Source organism: Tenacibaculum sp. Bg11-29 (assembly GCF_002836595.1).
In the GTDB taxonomy this organism is placed as follows: domain Bacteria; phylum Bacteroidota; class Bacteroidia; order Flavobacteriales; family Flavobacteriaceae; genus Polaribacter.
Window position 1 is genome coordinate 3,696,523 of the sequence record NZ_PJBB01000003.1, and the last position, 19,914, is coordinate 3,716,436.

General features: G+C 28.1%; 23 protein-coding genes. 5 read left to right on the plus strand and 18 right to left on the minus strand.

The features are described from left to right. Positions 1–17: 17 nt before the first annotated feature. The 5 genes from CXF68_RS16665 to CXF68_RS16685 form a co-directional block, all read right to left on the minus strand. Positions 18–1,244, minus strand: a complete 1,227-nt coding sequence (locus CXF68_RS16665; protein ID WP_101046244.1) for a hypothetical protein — start codon at positions 1,242–1,244, stop codon at positions 18–20. Positions 1,245–1,262: 18 nt separating this feature from the next. Continuing rightward, entirely contained in the window at positions 1,263–1,562 is a 300-nt protein-coding gene (locus CXF68_RS16670) for a hypothetical protein (protein WP_101046245.1), read from the minus strand. A gap of 159 nt (positions 1,563–1,721) precedes the next feature. Further along, positions 1,722–2,387, minus strand: a complete 666-nt coding sequence (locus tag CXF68_RS16675) for a response regulator transcription factor (protein ID WP_101046246.1) — start codon at positions 2,385–2,387, stop codon at positions 1,722–1,724. A 2-nt stretch (positions 2,388–2,389) separates the two neighbouring features. Next, complete coding sequence (locus tag CXF68_RS16680; RefSeq protein ID WP_101046247.1) at positions 2,390–4,273, minus strand: tetratricopeptide repeat-containing sensor histidine kinase; 1,884 nt, start codon at positions 4,271–4,273, stop codon at positions 2,390–2,392. Between the two features lie 54 nt (positions 4,274–4,327). Continuing rightward, positions 4,328–4,498, minus strand: coding sequence for a hypothetical protein (locus CXF68_RS16685; RefSeq protein WP_157821974.1), 171 nt, complete (start codon positions 4,496–4,498; stop codon positions 4,328–4,330). 369 nt (positions 4,499–4,867) lie between these two features. Here CXF68_RS16685 and CXF68_RS16690 point away from each other — a divergent pair, with 369 nt between their 5' ends. Then, positions 4,868–5,617, plus strand: coding sequence for a hypothetical protein (locus tag CXF68_RS16690; RefSeq protein ID WP_101046249.1), 750 nt, complete (start codon positions 4,868–4,870; stop codon positions 5,615–5,617). A gap of 68 nt (positions 5,618–5,685) precedes the next feature. Here the strand turns inward: CXF68_RS16690 and CXF68_RS16695 are convergent, their stop codons facing one another. The 5 genes from CXF68_RS16695 to CXF68_RS16715 form a co-directional block, all read right to left on the minus strand. Beyond that, positions 5,686–6,351 carry a class I SAM-dependent methyltransferase gene (locus CXF68_RS16695; protein ID WP_101046250.1) on the minus strand — a complete coding sequence of 222 codons (666 nt, stop codon included), beginning with the start codon at positions 6,349–6,351 and terminating at the stop codon, positions 5,686–5,688. A 98-nt stretch (positions 6,352–6,449) separates the two neighbouring features. Further along, positions 6,450–6,848 carry a heme-binding protein gene (locus CXF68_RS16700; RefSeq protein ID WP_101046251.1) on the minus strand — a complete coding sequence of 133 codons (399 nt, stop codon included), beginning with the start codon at positions 6,846–6,848 and terminating at the stop codon, positions 6,450–6,452. Positions 6,849–6,963: 115 nt separating this feature from the next. Then, complete coding sequence (locus CXF68_RS16705) at positions 6,964–7,797, minus strand: AraC family transcriptional regulator (protein WP_101046252.1); 834 nt, start codon at positions 7,795–7,797, stop codon at positions 6,964–6,966. A 41-nt stretch (positions 7,798–7,838) separates the two neighbouring features. Further along, complete coding sequence (locus tag CXF68_RS16710; protein WP_101046253.1) at positions 7,839–8,834, minus strand: PLP-dependent cysteine synthase family protein; 996 nt, start codon at positions 8,832–8,834, stop codon at positions 7,839–7,841. A gap of 113 nt (positions 8,835–8,947) precedes the next feature. After that, positions 8,948–11,110: a S9 family peptidase gene (locus CXF68_RS16715; RefSeq protein WP_101046254.1), complete on the minus strand. Its 2,163-nt coding sequence runs from the start codon at positions 11,108–11,110 to the stop codon at positions 8,948–8,950. Positions 11,111–11,185: 75 nt separating this feature from the next. On the opposite strand from CXF68_RS16715, the gene CXF68_RS16720 reads away from it, so the two are divergent. The 4 genes from CXF68_RS16720 to CXF68_RS16735 all read left to right on the plus strand — a co-directional run bounded on the left by CXF68_RS16720 (position 11,186) and on the right by CXF68_RS16735 (position 12,913). Next, positions 11,186–11,509, plus strand: a complete 324-nt coding sequence (locus CXF68_RS16720; protein ID WP_101046255.1) for a YbaB/EbfC family nucleoid-associated protein — start codon at positions 11,186–11,188, stop codon at positions 11,507–11,509. A 5-nt stretch (positions 11,510–11,514) separates the two neighbouring features. Further along, positions 11,515–11,808, plus strand: coding sequence for a DUF2752 domain-containing protein (locus tag CXF68_RS16725; protein ID WP_232771677.1), 294 nt, complete (start codon positions 11,515–11,517; stop codon positions 11,806–11,808). A 16-nt stretch (positions 11,809–11,824) separates the two neighbouring features. Continuing rightward, positions 11,825–12,142 (plus strand): CCC motif membrane protein, encoded by a 318-nt coding sequence (locus tag CXF68_RS16730; RefSeq protein WP_101046257.1) that lies wholly within the window; start codon positions 11,825–11,827, stop codon positions 12,140–12,142. Positions 12,143–12,223: 81 nt separating this feature from the next. Then, positions 12,224–12,913: a hypothetical protein gene (locus tag CXF68_RS16735; protein WP_101046258.1), complete on the plus strand. Its 690-nt coding sequence runs from the start codon at positions 12,224–12,226 to the stop codon at positions 12,911–12,913. Between the two features lie 111 nt (positions 12,914–13,024). On the opposite strand, the gene CXF68_RS16740 is transcribed toward CXF68_RS16735, so the two are convergent. The 8 genes from CXF68_RS16740 to CXF68_RS16775 all read right to left on the minus strand — a co-directional run bounded on the left by CXF68_RS16740 (position 13,025) and on the right by CXF68_RS16775 (position 19,914). Continuing rightward, entirely contained in the window at positions 13,025–14,356 is a 1,332-nt protein-coding gene (locus CXF68_RS16740) for a DUF58 domain-containing protein (RefSeq protein WP_101047571.1), read from the minus strand. 2 nt (positions 14,357–14,358) lie between these two features. Continuing rightward, entirely contained in the window at positions 14,359–15,363 is a 1,005-nt protein-coding gene (locus tag CXF68_RS16745; RefSeq protein WP_101046259.1) for a MoxR family ATPase, read from the minus strand. An 80-nt stretch (positions 15,364–15,443) separates the two neighbouring features. Further along, positions 15,444–15,740: a hypothetical protein gene (locus CXF68_RS16750; protein WP_101046260.1), complete on the minus strand. Its 297-nt coding sequence runs from the start codon at positions 15,738–15,740 to the stop codon at positions 15,444–15,446. Further along, positions 15,715–16,278 (minus strand): hypothetical protein, encoded by a 564-nt coding sequence (locus CXF68_RS16755; RefSeq protein ID WP_101046261.1) that lies wholly within the window; start codon positions 16,276–16,278, stop codon positions 15,715–15,717. The genes CXF68_RS16750 and CXF68_RS16755 overlap by 26 nt, the downstream gene beginning before the upstream one ends. Positions 16,279–16,395: 117 nt before the next feature. Beyond that, positions 16,396–16,995: a M23 family metallopeptidase gene (locus tag CXF68_RS16760; protein ID WP_101046262.1), complete on the minus strand. Its 600-nt coding sequence runs from the start codon at positions 16,993–16,995 to the stop codon at positions 16,396–16,398. Between the two features lie 172 nt (positions 16,996–17,167). Beyond that, a complete protein-coding gene (locus tag CXF68_RS16765; protein ID WP_157821975.1) occupies positions 17,168–17,932 on the minus strand; it encodes a hypothetical protein in 765 nt (254 codons plus the stop codon). A gap of 16 nt (positions 17,933–17,948) precedes the next feature. Further along, positions 17,949–19,178: a DUF4350 domain-containing protein gene (locus CXF68_RS16770; RefSeq protein ID WP_157821976.1), complete on the minus strand. Its 1,230-nt coding sequence runs from the start codon at positions 19,176–19,178 to the stop codon at positions 17,949–17,951. 4 nt (positions 19,179–19,182) lie between these two features. Beyond that, the gene (locus CXF68_RS16775; RefSeq protein WP_101046265.1) at positions 19,183–19,914 is read right to left on the minus strand and encodes a DUF4129 domain-containing protein; all 732 of its coding nucleotides are present in this window, start codon (positions 19,912–19,914) and stop codon (positions 19,183–19,185) included.

Consider the following 19,914-nt stretch of genomic DNA (forward strand, 5'->3'; position numbering starts at 1 on the left):
AAAATAGCATTGTTTTATTATGCCAATTCAGAAACTGGTATAAATCCGCTTGTTTTCTTAAAAGACATATTGTGTTTAAAATTACTCATGCTTTCAGATGGATCTAATAAATCAAAATTTAGTTTTTCTAAAATCTTTCTTTCAACCTGAACAGCAACAATTATTTTCTCTTCATAATTACCGGTTGCTAAATTTAATATACTACTCTTTCCATTTATATCGATTGTGTTAATAGGTAATAACAAGAAAGACTCTTTTGCTATTCGTAAAATACAACTACAAACATAATCTTGGTAAATTTCGTTAAATCTTGAAGTTGGTATAAGTTCTTCCTTTATTTCTAAACCATTTCTCATTGTTTTTTTTGAAACAGTAGGTAAAACTTCTTCACCATGAACAAAAAAATCAACTGAAATTTGATTATTCTCTACCGAAAATGATAAATCGGAACCATATTCTTTTAAATCAAAAAAAGGATTAAATAAGTTAATAGCATATGTAAAAGCATTTAAATCTTTTTCAATTACTCCATCTGCCACCATTAAGAGTTCTTCATGATTTTTTAATTCTCGTTCATAAATTTCTCTTTTCTCTTCATGTTCCTCTAATTTTTTATGCATCAAATTTTCTCGACTATTAGTCTTTTCCTCAATTTTAAACTGCATCGATTGTTCTTTTTTATAATCGTCTGCAAAAATTAATTTCTTAATAAGCATAAATCTATTTTTAAATAGCTTGTCAAATAACTTTCTACAAAAAGACAGATCTAATTCGTTTTTATATATCTCAACAGACTTTTCAATATGCCTATCGACCTTTTTTTCTATTATATCACTTACCTCTTTAACTGTTTGAATATATTTAGGACTGTCTTGATTTACAATTTCATTCCAATCTACATAATCAGAATAATCTTTATGAACTGACTGAATTACTTGAATATAAGTATTATGTTCCTCTACCTCAATTTTATTATTACCAATTATTAAACGTTTTTGAGATTCTGCTTCTTCATTAGCTAATCTTTTTAATTCCTTTTCATTTTCTCTTCTACTTATTTCAAGTTGTTTCTGATGGGATTTATACTCTTTTACTTGAATCCGCTCACTATTACGCTGTTCAACTTGCCTGTTATAAATAAACTTATGTGGTGTTGCATGCTTATCTCCAAAAACAGCATTACTCATCCATTTACCTGTATTTTTTCCTAGCTCACGAGATAGGCTTCTTCCAAAATTACTCATATTGTTCGTTTAATAAAATTAGCCTTTTAAAGCAAGTTTAATAAACCAGCTAAGTATTCTAAATGGTAAGAATAAAATATTACCATTAAAAGCACTACCTCTTTTACTCGACGATTTATTTCCTTTAAGCTCTCTTATTTCTTCTTTATATTGTTTTATCAACTGCTGTTGACTCTTTATCTTTCTTCTACCAGATTCTTGATAATGCTTTGGATTACCATTAGCTTTATGATTGGCTGTATTTGTTCTTGTTATTTTTATATTTTCTTGAGCATTACTAATTTGCTCTTTTAATTTTTCAATTCTTCCTTTTGACATATTACTTTTAATTGTTATTTGTTATAACTACTTCTAGTAGCCGCTAATTTATTAGCATTTCAAAACTACCTTACTAAAAACAAAAAGCCTTACGGATTTCCGTAAGGCTTCTAATATTTTAAATAAAATTACTTATTTTTTTCTCGCTATAATAACAAATTAAATTAATCCAAAATCTTTAGTAATTGCTATTAATTGAGTAGGATTATTAGCATTAAAATTTTCTTTAAGTAATTTTAAGCGTTTCTCTACCGAACTAATACTATTGGGTTTAATATCTTTTATTTTTAACGCTTCACTAATTTCCTTTTGATCTAATCCTTCTGCTAACTGCTCTAATATAATTACATCATAATCGGTTATTTCAAAAGTTTCTTTATGCTTTAAAATATGTGATAATTTTGGAGATATAAAAAAAGCTTCATCAAATACTAATTGTACTGCTTTTTTTAATTCTTTTTCTCCATATATTGATTTCCACACATAGGCGTTTACATTTAATTCATTACACAATTGCTGTACTCTATATGGTTTATCTTCAACCGAAAAAACGATTGTTTTTAATAATGAGTCTAACTTTTTAGCTTCTGCTACTAAATCTTCTCCTGATGTTAATCGTTGCGGATTGGGGTTTTCAACAAATGACAAATCACTAATTAATAAATCAAATGGTTCATTGTTTACAAAAGCTTTTTTAAGTTTTAAAAAAGCTTCATCACAATATTTAGCATATTCTATTACTGGAATTTGTAAACTATCTAAAGCTGCTCTAATTCCACTTGACATAAAATCAGCATCTTCTGCTATTAATACTTTTTGAAACATATTTATTTTTTTAATTGAAACTTAGCTTGAAATCCTTTCTGTATTTCTGATTCAAAAATAATAGTTCCTCCTATCGATTTTATACGGGTTTCCATATTTTGCAACCCATTTTTTAAACTTAAATTATCAATACCAATTCCGTTGTCTTTATACCTTACTTGTATCGCTCCTTTTAGTACTGAAAATGAAATTACTACCAAATTTGCTTTGCTATGCTTTTTCATATTCACTAATAACTCTTGCAACACTCTGTACATAACAATTTGTTTTTCTTTAGCCAAAGTATTTACTTGTACTTCCGGTAATCCTTTACTCATAACCCGACAACTATCTATTGAAAATTCTAAAAATAATTGTTTTAAAAAGCCTTCAAATTGTTCACCTGTAACTACAGGGCTATTTTCATGAGAAATGTTTCTAGTTAACAAATAAATTTTTTCTAAATCACATAACACTGAAGTATCTTCCCTATTCTCTTTCTGAATTTTATTCATCGCTAAATACACATCATTTGCCAATTCATCATGTATTTTTTTAGCCAAACGAGTTTCTGTTTTATATACTTCTATTATTTTTTCTTTTTTAGTCTTATTTCTTTTATAGAAAAAGTATACTATAAATCCTAAAAAAGTAGTTAAACCGATAAAAACCCAAAGTTGTTTTTGAGATTTTTGCTGTTCAACATCAATTTGTGCTTTTAATTTTTGTTTTTCTAAAAGGTCAAAATTATATATAATTTTAACCAACTTATTTCTAGAATTCCTCCTAGCGTTGATTATACTATCTTTCAGATAACTTCTCTCTTTTGCATATTTTCTAACAACTTTATCATTTACTAAGCTAATTAATCTATCTATTGCTTCTATTCTATCATTGGGCCTTTTTTCTTCTTTTGATAAGCTGTACATTTTATGAGCATATTCCAATGCTCTAGAATCCTTTTTTTTTAACTTAAAGAAATCGGATAAATATGAATAATTAGAGATTAGCCCTTCATAATCTTCTATTTTTATTTTTATTTTCTGAGCTTTTAAAAATTCATTTTCATTAATATTTTGACCATTTAATATTTTAACCAAAGCATAATTGTCAATAATTTTTGCTCTTAATTTTAAAGGAATACTATCATAATATTCATCTGAAATTATTTTTTTATAATACAAAATTGCTTTGTTGTAATCTTTTAAGAAAACACTATTATTTGCTTTGTTATTACGATATCTAAGAATTTTAATTTTATTATTACTCGAATTAATAGCCAAATTATACCATTCAATCGCTTCATTATATTGTTTTTGTTGATTTGCATTTATACCTAAACAATTATATAAAGAAGTTACTATTTTTGACTTCGTATTTTTTAAATATTTTAAAGCTTGTATAGCAGTTGAATCACTCTTATAATAAAGACCATTCGCTGACTCTATTTTTGCTAAATTGAGTAATCTTTTAGCAACATAAAAACTATCTTTTAACTTCAAATAAAAATCTTTAGATTTTTGGTAATTAAAATATGCACTATCATATTGTTTTAACCTTTTAAAACCTAATCCTACATAATAGTACGAAAAACCAATTGAAGAAAAATCATTTATTTTTGTTGACAATAAAATTGTTTTCCTCCCATGTGTAATTACACTATCCAAACTATCAAGCTTTGAATAACAAAAAGTTATTTCTTTCAACTCTTTTACCTGTTCATGATAGTTAGATTCCCTTTTAATCTCTTTATATCTCAAAATAGACTTTCTTAAACGTAAATCATATGATAGGTTCTTTCTCTTAATTTCTTTTTTACCTAAAGAATCTTTTTTTTGATTATTAGTACAAGCTCCTATAAAAATTAATAGTATAATAAGGAATAGTTTGTTTATTCTCTGTTTCATACTTTAAAAATAATTAAAAAAGAGTGCATAACATGCACTCTTTTTAATTTATTATTACTTGCCCCCTTCTGGGTCTTCGTCTTCATCAGGATCTTGATCATTTCCTCCCCCCGTATTCTGAAGTTCTTGTTCTACTTGATTTGGTACTATATCTTCTTCTAAATCTGTACAAGATGTAAATACTCCACTTACTACTAAAACTGCTATATAAATTAAATTCCTCATGTTTTCTTTTAAAATTTTGAGCATTAGTTTTCCTTTCCAAGCTGTTGCCCAGTTTTTAATGATACTTGAAAAGCCTAATAATTTTAAAAGAGTCTCGAGCCTCTTTCGTGGAAAGTGAAGTTTAAAACCAGTAACTATTTAGTAGCTTTCCTTCTAATAAAAGCACTGATTTAAAACCTTTTAATTGTATTAATCAATTTTTATTTTTTTAGTTATCGATTAATGACATTGCAAATATTGGAAGGTTTTTGAGTTTATATTTCGTCAAGATTTAGACAATTTTTAACCAAATAGTTTTGGCTATTTTATGGATAACCGTAACCAAAAATTTACCAAAGTGGTTATTTTTGACCAAACAACTAAACAACTATGGTTAAACAACTTATAACAGATTTCTTTAACGAGATTGAAAAAAAAGAAATCAAAAAAAATAAAAATTCAAAAGCAAGTTTTTGGCATCTTGAATTTCAAGAAAATTTAAATATTAATTATGGTGATGAAAACCACATTGGTATAAGAAAAGCGACTAGATTATATGAAAAATATATTGAAGAAAAAGAGAAAAGTGTCAAAGACCCAAATAAATTTCAAAGAAATTATATGTCTAAATATTTAGGACATGAAGATTATGATGATTATATCAAAAAAACTACTGATATATCTCTAGAAACAGAAAAAAATCCTGTTTTTGAAAACGCTAAAACAACAATAGATAGAGTAACTCCTATAAAATGGTATAAAAAGGATGTCAATAAACTAGTCGTTATTGCTTCAACTGTATTTATGTTAGTATTATCAATATATACTTATCAAAATAACTATTCAATTAAAGGAAATTGTATTATCTGGAAAACTGATCATTTTGAAAAATCTTCTTGCCTTGCAAAAAAGGCTATTAACAACGGAAAATACGCTATAAATATTGAAACATTTAAAAGGATTACTGTTACAGATAGTACAATTTTCTTTAAAAAAAATATCCCATTAGTATGGTATGGAAAAAATATAAAAGGAGAAGGTGAATATTTTACAGATAGGGGGGTTCATCCAGAAACACTCAAAAGACTCAACCCTATTACCAGACCAATTTTAAATAGAGAAAAACTATTAAATGAATAAAAAAACGCTGTTAATAATTAAATTAACAGCGTTTTTTTATAAAATATACATACATTATTACTACGTTCTTAAAAAACCGTATATAATGTTGTTACAATAACTCCTTTATTTTCTTTTAAAGAAACAGTTATTAATTGTTTTTGCTCTTTTATTTTAAAATTAAACGGAGAAATTAATAAGTTTAAACCACTTTGCTTTTTAAGTCTAGTTCCTTGACCTGAAATAATTTCTTTATTAGCTACAAAGTCTCCTTTAGGAAGGTGTTCTGTTAAAATAACATATTTAAAATTGGCTAACTTATCTACAACCTGTGCTACTTCGCTATTCGATAAATGTTGTAGTACCTGCCTTATTAAAACACAGTCTGCAATAGGCAACTCATCCTTCGCAATATCCAAACAATGAAACTCTAAATTTTCTTCTTTGAATTTCTCTTTATTATGCACAATAAGTTCTGGCACAATATCTACCGCAATATATTTACTCGTATACTTTACTAATTCTTTACCAACATTAAAATCGCCACATCCCAAATCGCATACCGTAAGCGGTATATTAAATGCTGTTAAAAATGAAGTTATCGCTGCTATGTATGGATTTACAATTTCAACATTATGAGAACCTTCACCAGAATAAAATTTAGCTTTATCACTTCCCCACAACTTCATTTCATAAACCTGTTCCATCGCTTCTTTTGTTGGCCAAGGTTTCTTTTCTCTTTTTTTAACACTCATAAACACACTATTATTAACAACAAATGTACAACTACATGTTTATTTACAAAAAAAAGGATGGCAAAGCCATCCTTTTTAATTACTACTATTTTTTAAAATTACAGTGCGTTTGCTCCTGTTTCAGCTACTGTATGATCATTTTCTACAGAACTACCACTTACACCTATTGCTCCGATAATAGTACCGTTCGCATCTTTTACAGGTACACCACCTGGAAATGTAATTAACCCATTATTAGAATGTTCAATATTAAACAAAGGCGCTCCTGGTTGAGACAGCTCACCTATAATTCCTGTATTCATATCAAAGAAACGAGCTGTTTTAGCTTTTTTAATTGAAATATCTAATGAACCTAACCATGCACCGTCCATACGCGCAAAAGCTACTAAATTTGCTCCAGCATCAACAACCGCAATATTCATTTTAGTATCTATCTCTAAAGATTTAACTTTTGCTACTCCAATAATTTTCTCTGCTTGTTCTAAGGTAATATTCATATTTTCTTATTTTTTGTTTTATAAATTACACTGCAAATTTAAGCAGTATATAATAGTATACACTTACTAGAAAAGGTCAACTTGTTATGAAAAAAGGTCAAAAAAATACGATAATTTAAATTTCAGAAGGATTAATGCCAAATTTACTTTTAAAAGCACTACTAAAATTAGATAAATTATTATACCCTAAATCTAAATAGATATCTGATACTTTTATAGTTGAAGTCTCTAATAATTCTTTAGCCCTTAACAGTCGTTTGTCTCGAAACCATTTTCCTGGAGATTGCTTATATTCTTTTATGAAATGTCTTTTAAATGTAGATAAACTCATATTACACAAAAAAGCAATTTCTTCTAAACTAAGTGAAGTGTATACGTTTTTTTCAATCGTTTTTTTTAATGGAGAAGTTTCTTCTTCAATTAACGATTTTAAGTAATTTTCAAATACTTCTCCGTATTTATTCGTTAAATACAATAATAATTCTTCAAATTTAACGCTTAATAAAGTATTCATAAAAGCTACAGGTGCAGCCATTATAGTAGCTAATGAGTTTAGATAAGAATCTATATAAGAGTCATTTTCTATTGTAAAATAAGATTGCGCTTCTTGTATTTCGCTATTGTACTTTACGTGTTTCTGTAAAAATTCTTTTATCTTTTTATCCGAAAAAAAAAGAAGTTTGCAGTAATAAATTTCATCGGTATCTAATAATTCTGTCCAAAGGCAATTTCCTTTTTTAATCAATAAAGACTGTGAATTATCTACTAAAACCGAGGTATCTGAAAAATGAACTTGTTTTTTTCCTGTTTGTAAAAAACTAAACATATGGCTGTTTAAATTTACCTTGGTTTTTATAAGGTTTTCAGTCATTTTAAAATCATAGACAAACAAATCAGGTATGTTTCCTTTTGTTTTAAGATATGATTCTGGTATGTTTTCTACGCTCATTTAATGGCTCTAAAGATATTTATCTAATCTGTTAATCTATTTTATAAAAAACCTTGTTCTTTCATCCAAGTATCTGAGTAAATTTTATTCATGTAACGAGAACCATGATCTGGTAAAATAACAACGACAACACTATCCTTATCAAAAAATCCTTTATCATTATACTGTTGGGTAGCCTGTAAAACAGCACCTGAAGTATAGCCACAAAATAAACCTTCTGTTTTTACTAATTCTCTTGACTTAAATGCTGCATCTCTATCTGATACTTTTTCATAAATATCAATTACATCAAAATCGGTTGCTGTAGGAATTAGATTCTTACCTAACCCTTCAATTTTATAAGGAGATATTTCATTTTCATCAAATTCACCTGTTTCATGATATTTCTTTAAAACCGAACCAATAGCATCTACTCCTAAAACTTTTATAGCTGGATTTTTTTCTTTTAGAAACTTCCCTGTTCCAGAAATCGTTCCTCCCGTTCCACTTGCAATTACAACATGAGTAACTTTACCTTTTGTTTGCTCCCATATTTCAGGCCCTGTAGATTTATAATGTGCCTCTATATTTAATTCATTAAAATATTGATTTATATAAATAGACCCTGGGTTTTCTTTATGTAACCTCTTTGCTACTTCATAATAAGAACGTGAATCATCTGCGGGTACATAGGCAGGGCAAACATGTACTTCAGCTCCCATTGACTTTAGCATATCTATTTTATCTTGCGACGATTTATCACTCACTGCCAGAATACACTTGTATCCCTTAATTACACTTATCATTGCTATAGAGAATCCTGTATTTCCTGATGTAGTTTCAACAATAATATCTCCTGGCTTTAAAATACCTTTTTTCTCAGCACTTTCAATAATATGTAATGCTATTCTATCTTTAGCTGAATGCCCAGGGTTAAAAGCTTCTATTTTTGCATAATATGTACCTAAAAAACTTTTAGTTATTTTATCTAGCTTTATCATTGGGGTTTGCCCTACTAAATCTAAAATTGAATTGGTAATACCTTTATGTCTATCCATTTTTATTATAAAATAAGAAAGCGTCATTGTAAAAATGAACACGAATTATCTTGTTGAGATTCTTCGTTATTTTTACAATGACGCTTACACTCAAATCGAGTGCAAAAATATAATTATTTTTTTAACTTACCTTCTAACATTAAAAAGAAGCTATATTCTTCTGCTGTTTCTTTTAATGCATCAAATCTTCCTGAAGCACCTCCATGTCCTGCTTCCATATTAGTATGCAAAAATAATAGGTTGTCATCTGTTTTTACATCTCTAAGTTTCGCGATCCATTTAGCTGGTTCCCAGTACTGTACTTGACTATCGTGTAAACCTGTTGTAATTAACATGTTTGGATATGCTTTTGCTGTTACTTGATCATAAGGAGAATATGATTTAATATAATCATAATATTCTTTATCATTAGGATTACCCCATTCATCATACTCACCAGTTGTTAAAGGAATCGTATCATCTAACATTGTAGATATTACGTCTACAAACGGTACAGCAGCTATAATTCCGTTATATAACTCAGGGTTCATGTTAATAATAGCTCCCATTAATAATCCTCCTGCAGAACCTCCCATTGCATATAAGTGTTTTGGAGAAGTGTAACCTTTAGCTATTAAATACTTAGAACAATCAATAAAATCATTAAAAGTATTCTTCTTATTTAACATTTTTCCGTCATCATACCAATCACGACCTAAATACTCACTTCCTCTAATATGTGCTAAAGCATATACAAAACCTCTGTCTAATAAACTTAAACGTGTAGTTGAAAACCCATCAGAAACAATATGCCCATACGAACCGTAAGCATACTGTAAAATTGGAGTGTCTTTAGTTAATTTGGTGTTTTTGTGATGTACTATTGATAATGCTACTTTTTTACCATCTCGTGCCGTAACCCAAATACGTTCACTTACATAGTTATTTTTATCAAACTTACCTCCTAAAACCTCTTGTTCTTTTTTAACTTCTTTTGATTGATCTTTCATATTAAAATCAATTACAGAACTTGGTGTTGTCATAGAATTATAAGAATATCGAATAATATCGGTATCAAATTCCGGATTTCCGTGTACGCCTGCTGAGTATGTTTCTTCATTAAAAGGTAGATAATAATCTTCACTATTATCCCAACGCTTAAAACGGATTTTATTTAACCCGTTATTTCTTTCTTCTAAAACTAAATAGTCTTTAAAAATTGAAAAATCTTCAAATAGAGTATCTTCTCTATGCGGTATAACATCTACCCAATTCTCTTTTTCAGTTTTACTTTCAGGAGTTTTCATCAACTTAAAGTTTGTTGCTCCATCTTTATTTGTTTTAATATAAAAATGATCTTCGTAGTGTGCTATATCATATTCTAAATCGCGCTCACGTGGTTGAATCATTCTAAATTCACCATTTGGAGTATCGGCTTCTAATACTTGATATTCATTAGAAACAGTACTATAAGAACCTATAACTAGGTATTTTTTAGATTTTGTTTTAGTAACAAAAGTTCCGAAAGTTTCGTCTTTTTCTTCAAAAATTAACACATCTTTAGCTGAATCTGTTCCTAAAACATGCTTGTAAATTTGTGAACTACGCAGTGTTTCTGGATCTTTTTTGGTGTAATACAATGTTTTATTATCATTTGCCCAAACAGCACCTCCTGTTGTATTTTCTATTTTATCAGGATAAATTTCTCCTGTTTCTAAGTTCTTTATTTTTATAACGTACTGACGACGACTTACCGTATCTGTTGCAAAAGTTGTTAACTTATTATTTGGTGATATACTTAAACCACCTAATTGAAAGTAATCATGCCCTTTTGCCTCGTCATTTACATTAAATATAATTTCTTCTTCAGCTTCTAAATTTCCTTTTTTACGACTATGAATAGGATATTGTTGTCCTTTTTCATATCGTGCAATGTAGAAATATCCATTACTTTTATAAGGTACCGACTCATCATCTTCTTTAATACGACCTTTCATTTCTTGAAATAACTGCTCTTGAAACTTTTCTGTTTCTTTAGTACTTTCTTTGTAATAAGAGTTTTCAGCGTTTAAGTAATCGTATACTTTTTGAGTTTGTTCGTCTTTAATTGCAGCTTCTTTTTGTGCATCGGTTAAACGCATCCAAAAATAATCATCAGTACGTACGTCTCCGTGTTTTTTTAAAGTTGTTGGTTGCTTTTCAGCAATTGGAGCTATAATGTCTTTTTTCATTTCCTGTTTTTTGCAATTCACAAAAATAAGGTTAAAAGCTATAGCAGTTAGTATTATTTTTTTCATTTTTATTTAGTTTGGTTAATTTTCTTGTGAAAATACTATTTTTGTCATCTTAAATAATTATAAATACAACGATAAATGTTTGGAGATATTTCAGGGATGATGGGCAAATTAAAAGAAGCTCAACAAAAGGTTGAAGACACTAAAAAACGATTAAATTCTGTTTTAATTGATGAAAATGCCGCTAATGGCGCTTTAAAAATTACTGTTACTGCCAATAGAGAGGTAAAAGCAATTACCATTAACGAATCTTTATTAGCAGACAAGGAAGAGTTAGAAGATTACTTAATTTTAACATTAAATAAAGCTTTAAAAAGGGCTGGAGATATTAATGAGCATGAATTGGCTGTTGCTGCAAAAGATGGAATGCCTAATATTCCAGGAATGGATATGTTTAAATAACAACAATGTACTTACAAATGGATGATTATATGTTGCCTTGTTTAAATAAAAAATTCTTTGGAGTTGATTGTTTAGGCTGTGGTACACAACGTGCTTTAAGCTTATTAATTCATGGTGAGTTTATTGCTGCTTTTAAAATGTATCCTGCTATATATACTTTACTTTTTTTAGCGGTAATTATTGTACTTAATTTATTTTATAAAATTAAATACGCTCAAAAAATTATAAGTATTTTAGCTGTTATTAATGTACTTATCATTGTAGTAAGTTACCTAATAAAAATGAATCAATTAATATAAAATTATTTTAAAGACTATGGAAAAACAATTTAACCCAACAGTAATTTACGTTCTATCAATAATCAGTTTTTTATGCTGTTGTTTTGCTGGTTTAGGTATTATACTAGCTGCACCTGCTTTTATTATGGCTAATAACAAAATGAAAGATGCCCAAGCAAATCCAAACGATTATGATTCTGCGACACTTAAAGCGATAAAGACAGCTAGAACAGTTGCTATGATTGCTTTAATTATAAACTCAGTTTACTTACTTTTAACAGGTTATAGATTAGCCACTACAGATTGGAGTGTTTTTATGGATCAATACCAAGAAGCTTTAGAAAAATACCAATAAAATTATCACTTATAATAAAAAAACGACCTAATTGGTCGTTTTTTTTACGCCCCATAAAAAACTCATATACAAGCGATTAAAATGTTTTATAATCAAAAAAATCATTTAACGTTATTATTTAGTATTATAATTACCTGCCTATCATTAAATGCTCAAAAAGTTAGAGTTGTTGATAATAAAGGCACAATTAAATACGTAAACAACAACAAAGTAACAACCTCAAATACAGCTCCTTTATCTCCTTTAGAAAATGATATTTGGTTTGACACAAATAATACGCCTACCCAAACTAAGATTTGGGATGATATTGACGGTTGGAAAATGTTAATAGCACCTAGCACAGAAAGTAAAACTGTTATTTTAAACAGAAATAGTTCTACTAATTTAAATACTGGTACTAACACTTTTTACGACCTCCCTTTAAATACTCCTCAAATACAGTTTATAAATACCTTGTATTATGCTGTTGTAGAAAATTCTGAAATTAGAGTACTACATGATGGTAACTATTTAATTTCAGGAGAAATATCTGTAACAAATATGCCTTCTGGTGATACTAAATATATTTTAGGGGTATTTATTAACGGAGTTAGACGTGGATATTTATCTAGAGGGTTCACTTCTTTTCCCTCACAAGATTATTGGGGTACAACTGGTACTTTAATGTATGCGCTAAACCAAAACGATCTTGTAAACGTTAGATACGTAATTAATGCTGGAGGAACTACCTTAAATTCAAACCTTTTAAATATTGGAATTACTAAATTATAATAAATAGATTTCGACTCCGCTCGACCTGACATCGTTAGTTTAAAAATATGTATATATACTCTACTAATAAATTTTAATCACATAAAAAAAGCGACCAAATTGGTCGCTTTTTTATATCATTCCTTTTGCTTTAAACTCAAGGTATTTATTTATCACATTAACCGATAATTGCTGTGGCTTCGTTAAAATAGCATGAATACTGTTTCGTTCTAATTCTTTTACTATTAAACGCTTTTCAAATGCATATTTTTCAGCTATTGTTTTATGATAAACATCTTGTAAATCTTCTGAATTTTCATTTATCAAACTATCCAATTCTGTGTTTTCAAAGAAAACAGTAACCAATAAGTGCTTTTTTGCAATTGCTTTTAAATAAGGCAACTGTCTTTTTAAAGCCGAAATATGTTCAAAATTTGTATATAAAATTAATAAACTTCGTTGGTTAATTTTTCTTTTAATCGTTGCATACAATAGTGCAAAATTAGCATCGGTAAAATTGGTTGTTATATTATATAGTTCTTCGTTAATTACCGAAAGGTTTGTTTTTTTATTACTTGCGGCAATAATTTTTTCTACATTTTTAGAAAACGTAAGCATTCCTGCTTTATCATTTTTTAACAAGGCTATGTTCGAAAAAGCTAAGGTTGAATTTATAGCGTAATCTAACAGACTTAATTCTTCAAAAGGCATTTTCATAACACGCCCTAAATCGATAATAGAATAAATGGGTTGCGATTTTTCATCTTGGTATTGGTTTACCATCAACTCCCCTCTTTTGGCTGTTGCTTTCCAATTCACATTTCGTACATCGTCACCCGGAATGTAATTTTTTATCTGCTCAAATTCCATTGTTTGACCAATTCGTCTGATTTTTTTCATTCCGAATTCTGTCAAATTATTATGCATTGCCAAAAATTCGTACTTTTTCATTTGCACATACGACGGATATACTTTTACACTTTTATCATCTGAAAAAGTATATCTTCTTGAAAACATTTGTAATACAGAAGAAACAAATACATGTACATTTCCAAAATTATAGGCTCCTCTTTCTACTGGTCGAACACTATACACAAATGTTGATTTTTCTGCTGATTGAAGCGCTGTTTTATAGGCAAAATCTCTTTTTTGAAATTGTGCTGGTAATTCATCTATCACATTTATAAAAACTTGAAATGGATAGTTATTTTCTAACGTTACTGATATTTCATTAGCATCAGAATTTGATAATTTTTCTGATACTATTCGCTTTGCTAAAAAACCGTTTTTATAACGATATAGAATAACTAAATCTATAAACATAGTTATTGCAAAAAACAAAACCAACAACCATGTTACGTTATATATAATAGGAAACCAAAACGACATTAAAAACAATGCCGACAGCACGCTTATATACGTAAAAAAGCGATTATGAATATATATTGATTTAAAGAATTGAATCACTATCTCGGAACTTCTACAGATTGAACAATCATCTCAATAACCTTGTCTGTCGTCATTCCTTCCATTTCTCTTTCTGGAGTTAACATAATTCTATGACGCAATACCGGATAAATACTCTTTTTTACATCTTCAGGAATCACAAAATCACGCCCGTTAATCGCTGCAAATGCTTTTGACGCCATTAATACTGCAATACTTGCTCTTGGTGACCCTCCTAAATATAAATGTGCATTGTTACGCGTATTTGAAATTAATTGCGCAATGTATTTAATAATTTTTTCTTCTACCAACACTTCAAATACTTTACTTCTGTATTCTAATAAATCTGCCTCTGTTAATACAGCTTCAATTTTTGATTGTGGTAATGCTCCTTTTCGATCGTTATGCGCTGCAATTATTTTAATTTCATCTTCTAAACTAGGGTATCCTACATTTATCTTAAACAAAAAACGGTCTAATTGTGCTTCTGGTAATGCATAAGTTCCTTCTTGTTCTATAGGATTCTGTGTTGCTAAAACCATAAATGGCGGACTCATTTTATATTGAGTTCCATCCATGGTAATTTGCTTTTCTTCCATTACCTCAAACAATGCTGCTTGGGTTTTTGCAGGTGCTCTGTTTATCTCATCAATTAATACAACGTTTGAAAAAATCGGCCCTTTTTTAAACTCGAAATTAGACGTTTTCATGTTTAAAATAGACGTTCCTAATACATCCGAAGGCATTAAGTCGGGCGTAAACTGAATTCTACTAAAATCGGTTGCAATAGTTTTTGCTAACAATTTTGCTGTAACTGTTTTTGCAACTCCTGGTACTCCTTCAATTAACACATGTCCGTCTGCTAATAACGAAACTAATAACAACTCTATAAAATCTTCTTGACCAACAATTACTTTAGCCAACTGCTCTTTTATATTAACAACAGCTTCTTTTAGTTTTGATAAATCTATTCTACTAGAAAACAATTCATTCGTTTCTGTTGTTTGATTATTATCTGTATTCATGCTCTTATTTTTTTATTCTTTATCTATTCTTGAGTACTCTTTATTCACTTTACACATCCTGTTATACTCTAAGTATTATATTAGTATGGAGTACTAATCACTTCCAAATTCTTATCATACAACATTCTATTATATTTAACAGCTAAAAATTCTAACACATTAGCTAAAAAATTAATCACTTTTATATCATCAGATTCAATAACATAAGAAACTGATTTCTGTAAAATTTCTGTTTTCTCTACCAAAACATCATCTTCAAAATTTAATGATATTAATATTTTGATAAACTCAAATCTAACACAATTTTCTTTCTTAATCGAATCTGAAAAATCATTTATACCTTTTATATTTTCAATTGATAAATTCTCTTGAATCATTTTTTTTTCTTGAAAAATTTAAATCAATAACTACCTCTAAAAGCTTATTATTAAGTAACCTCTTATTTGAAAGACCTATAGTTTCTAAAATTTTTATAAAAACATCAACTACTTTTGCACTTTCGGTTACAACAACAAAAGAACTATATGTATAATTAAAATAAGATATGTGAACACTTTCATTAGGTAATTTAATTTTTTTTAAATCAAAAACATCACATGCTTCTATTATTTTATTATTCTTAATACGTTTAATTACATCATCAATAACAACTTCTTTTTCTATAAATAATTCGGGAAAATTTTCTTTTGTTAGATGCCCCTCAATAAACTCTATATATGTTAACTTTTTATAACTAGCGTCTCTTTTAAAAACTTGAAAAACAAAACATTCATTACTCCAAATAAGTTCAGTTAAGTCTTCCGTTACTTCTAAGTAAATAACATCTTGTAACTCTAAACGCCTTATTAATTTTAATTCCTTTATTAATTCTTCTACCCTTAACTCATAATCCATAACCTTTCCTTTTAAAAGCATTTAATCCTCTATTAATACTAGCGTTTCAACTCTACCTTCTCCATTATTAATACATACCTTTAACACTTATTTATACTGTTACAAACAAAATTCGCATGATAACAGTGCTATAATTCATCAATTTAAATGCTTCTCTAAAAAATCTAACGGATCATAAAAATACTTGTTTAAATCCTCTTTCGTGTAAGCTACCAAAGTATACGACGAAAATAATCTTTCTGGATTTAAATTATTTTGCTTTAATTTAATAGGCTGAACTTTTAAAATTTCAAAATGAAAATGATCAAATTGCCATCCATACTTATTAAGTTCGTTTCTATTCATGAATCTAGCTATTTTAGTTTCTGTACTTACAGAATCAAATAAATCTACTTCTATTCCTGAAATGTGCTCATAAACTGTCCAAAATTTGTGATCTCCTCCATGTTCAATTATCAATTGTGCATATGGTCCATCTTGACGTTTACTAATTACAATTCCTTCAAATATTGGATATATTGGTTCATTTTGATAATTATTTGTAGGTCTCTTAATATCTATTCCTGTATGAAGATGAGCTGGAACGTGAGGTCTTTCCTTTCTTAGCAAACCAAATTCACCAATCTCTGTTAACTTTAATGAACTAATAGAGTTTCTCCCTAAGGCATTAATAGGTAAACGATATCCTAACCCTAAATTAAAGAAAAGTATAACTAGTAAGAACCCTGTTTTAATCATTTTTAATTCCTTTTATCGTTAACTCTAAAAATTGTTGTTAATACACTTTAGTGATCATAATAATTTTTTATACTCAATACTCTAAAATAAAAAATTATATTAATAGTATTATTTTTATCTAATAAATACTTATTATACTCTATCATTATAAGGTAAGATACTTTTTAAGTATTTATTTTTTGTCTTTAGTGTTATTAATTATTAGAGGTATTTTATTTGAATATATACTTCCATTAAAAATTTTAAAACCTCCTTCTTTTAGCGTTTTCTTATATCCATTTGTTAATCTCTCTTTCACAACTTTATTATCCGCTGAAAATATCATTTGAATTGAATATTTTTTTTCTGATTTTATATCAATCACTTCTATATCTGACATCTCAAAATCAGTTACGTTCATTGGTAAGCCTATATATGATTGAAAATAAAGTGTAGCTTTATTTGGAATTATAAATAAACTTCTTGAAACTAATCCTTTATACATAGCATCATAATCACTTATGCTATCTCCCATTTTATTAAAAAAAAGGTTTGTATTTTGTATTAACTCTTCTGCACATTCACTTTGTCCGCCTAAAACATTTCCTATTTCACTTTCTATTACTTTACCTGTCTCATCTTTAATTATAAAATTATTTAAACTAAGTCCTTTTAAAGGGGTAGGAAAAGCATTAAATGGTGCATTTCCCTTAATTAAATCTTTTGAAATAGGACAAAAAAGATAATTACTATTACTTGTATTTTCAATTTTAAAATTAACCCTTACTACCTTCTGATTTTTATAATTATTAATGTAATTAATATTATTCCAATTTTCTTCATAAAAAGGAACATTAATTTCCTTATCTAATATGGTTATTTTTATATCAGCATCGTCTTTATCGCTACAAGAAAATAATATTAATGACAAAGTAATTATCGTTATGCTCAATTTCATATCAATTACTGTCTTTTTATTTTTTAAACACTTCAATCTCCCTATTCAAGACAATCAACTCTTCTTGGGTAATTTTTTCTTTTGATTGTATTATAGTTATCTTTTTAAATAAAACCTCAACCTTTTCTAACGAATTTCCACTTCTACTCGCTAATTTTTCATAAAAAATGGTGTCAATTTTTAAAGTTGATAACCGGTGTGTAATTCTTATGTATTCTAAAAAGTAATTAATTTTATGAATTGCTATATTTTTATGATCTGATTTTTCATAATACATATTCGCAATGGTTCTGGTAAAGGCTAATGTTTGATTTTTTAAAGGCGTAATTACAGGTATAAGTCGTTGATCTCTTTTCCCTTTAAAAATCACAAAAAACAACACACCAATTAAAGCCATATAATAGGCCCACTTAAGATGTTTTGAACTTAAAATATAATGCATTGGCGAACTTATTCCGCTTTTCCCTGTTTTATAATACGTATCCCAAAGAATTGTACTATTACTAGAACTCGTATTCTGTTCTCCTAAACTATTATTGTTATTCCTATTTAAATACGATAATACACTTGCTACATAGGTATAATTGGTATCTAAAAGCATATTGTAATTGGTAAATGCTTGCGGAAATGTATGTAAGTAAAAAGACCCTCTTCCGAATTCTGTTTTAATAAAATTAGGCTTATGACTTACAATGGAATCTTTTTCATTTTTAATAAGCAACTCTCCTAAAACAGTTGTTTTTAAAGTATCTACACTCGAAAAATAGGCTTTCGGAAAATCTCTATCAAAATGATACTCATTCGCATCTAATTTTTTATTAACTATCTTTTGGTATGCTTTTTCTTCAAAAGCAGTAGTACTTAACTGTTTTGTTTTAATGTTTAATGTATCTAAGTTTAAGCCATTAGTAGCTATAAAAACATCATTTCCTCTTGCTACAAATTTTAACAACTCATTAAACTCTTCTTCTCCAAAATTTAGCTTACCATCAACAAAAAAATAAGTTCCTTTATTTATTGAATCTTTTAAAAACAAATACGGACTTTGATATACGTCTCTTACCTTTTTATTAGCAAAAAGTGAGGGCATTTCTTTATGCAAAATATAGGTTCCGTATGGTATTTTATGCTTCGCGTCATAACTTGGAAACCAATTAATTTCTTTTGGTTTTATCAATTCGATGTATATAATACCAAGTACAATAAACACCAATAAACCAATATATATTTTTAGCTTTTTATCCAAATTCTTAAATTTTAGCAATCACTTTTTTAAAACTAACTTCTGCTTGTAAAAACTTTTCTTTATCTATTAAAAATTCTCCGTACCAAACGTAATCGTATAAGTGTGTTACTTCTTTAAATTCTTTATGCAAATTTTTATTTGATGAAACTTCTTTTATATAATCTTCATTTGTTTTTTCTTGCTGCCAAGAAATCAACTCTTTTTCTGATAATTTTTTTAATAACAGTAAATAATAATAACGCGTTGCTAATTTGTAATTCCCATCGCTTATTGCCGCCTTTATTAATTTTGGTAAATCTCTATCTCTTATTAATTCTTCTTCATCAGATAAGTTTACAATCGACTTCGCTTTTTTACCTGTTACAATATTGCTAGCATTTACTTTTAAAAAGAACTTAATAATAAAGTACAGTACTAAAACGGCAATTACATACGGTAAAATTCTAAACAGACTCCATAAAAAACCCACAGCTGGTTTAATATCATCAAAAATATAAGACAGTATGCTTTTTACCTTTCGTTTAAACCAGCTCCATGCTTTTTCTAAAATAGTAGGTTCTCTTTTTTCAACAACATATATAAAATCATCTTGTTGCTTGTATGCTTCTATTTTTTTTGCATCAAATTTTCGTTGCTCAATAAATGCTTCATCAAACTTAACTTCCTTCGTTGTTGTTTGTGAAAACACAGAAAAAGAAAGCAATAAAAATGCTATATAAAAAAGTAAGTGTTTCAA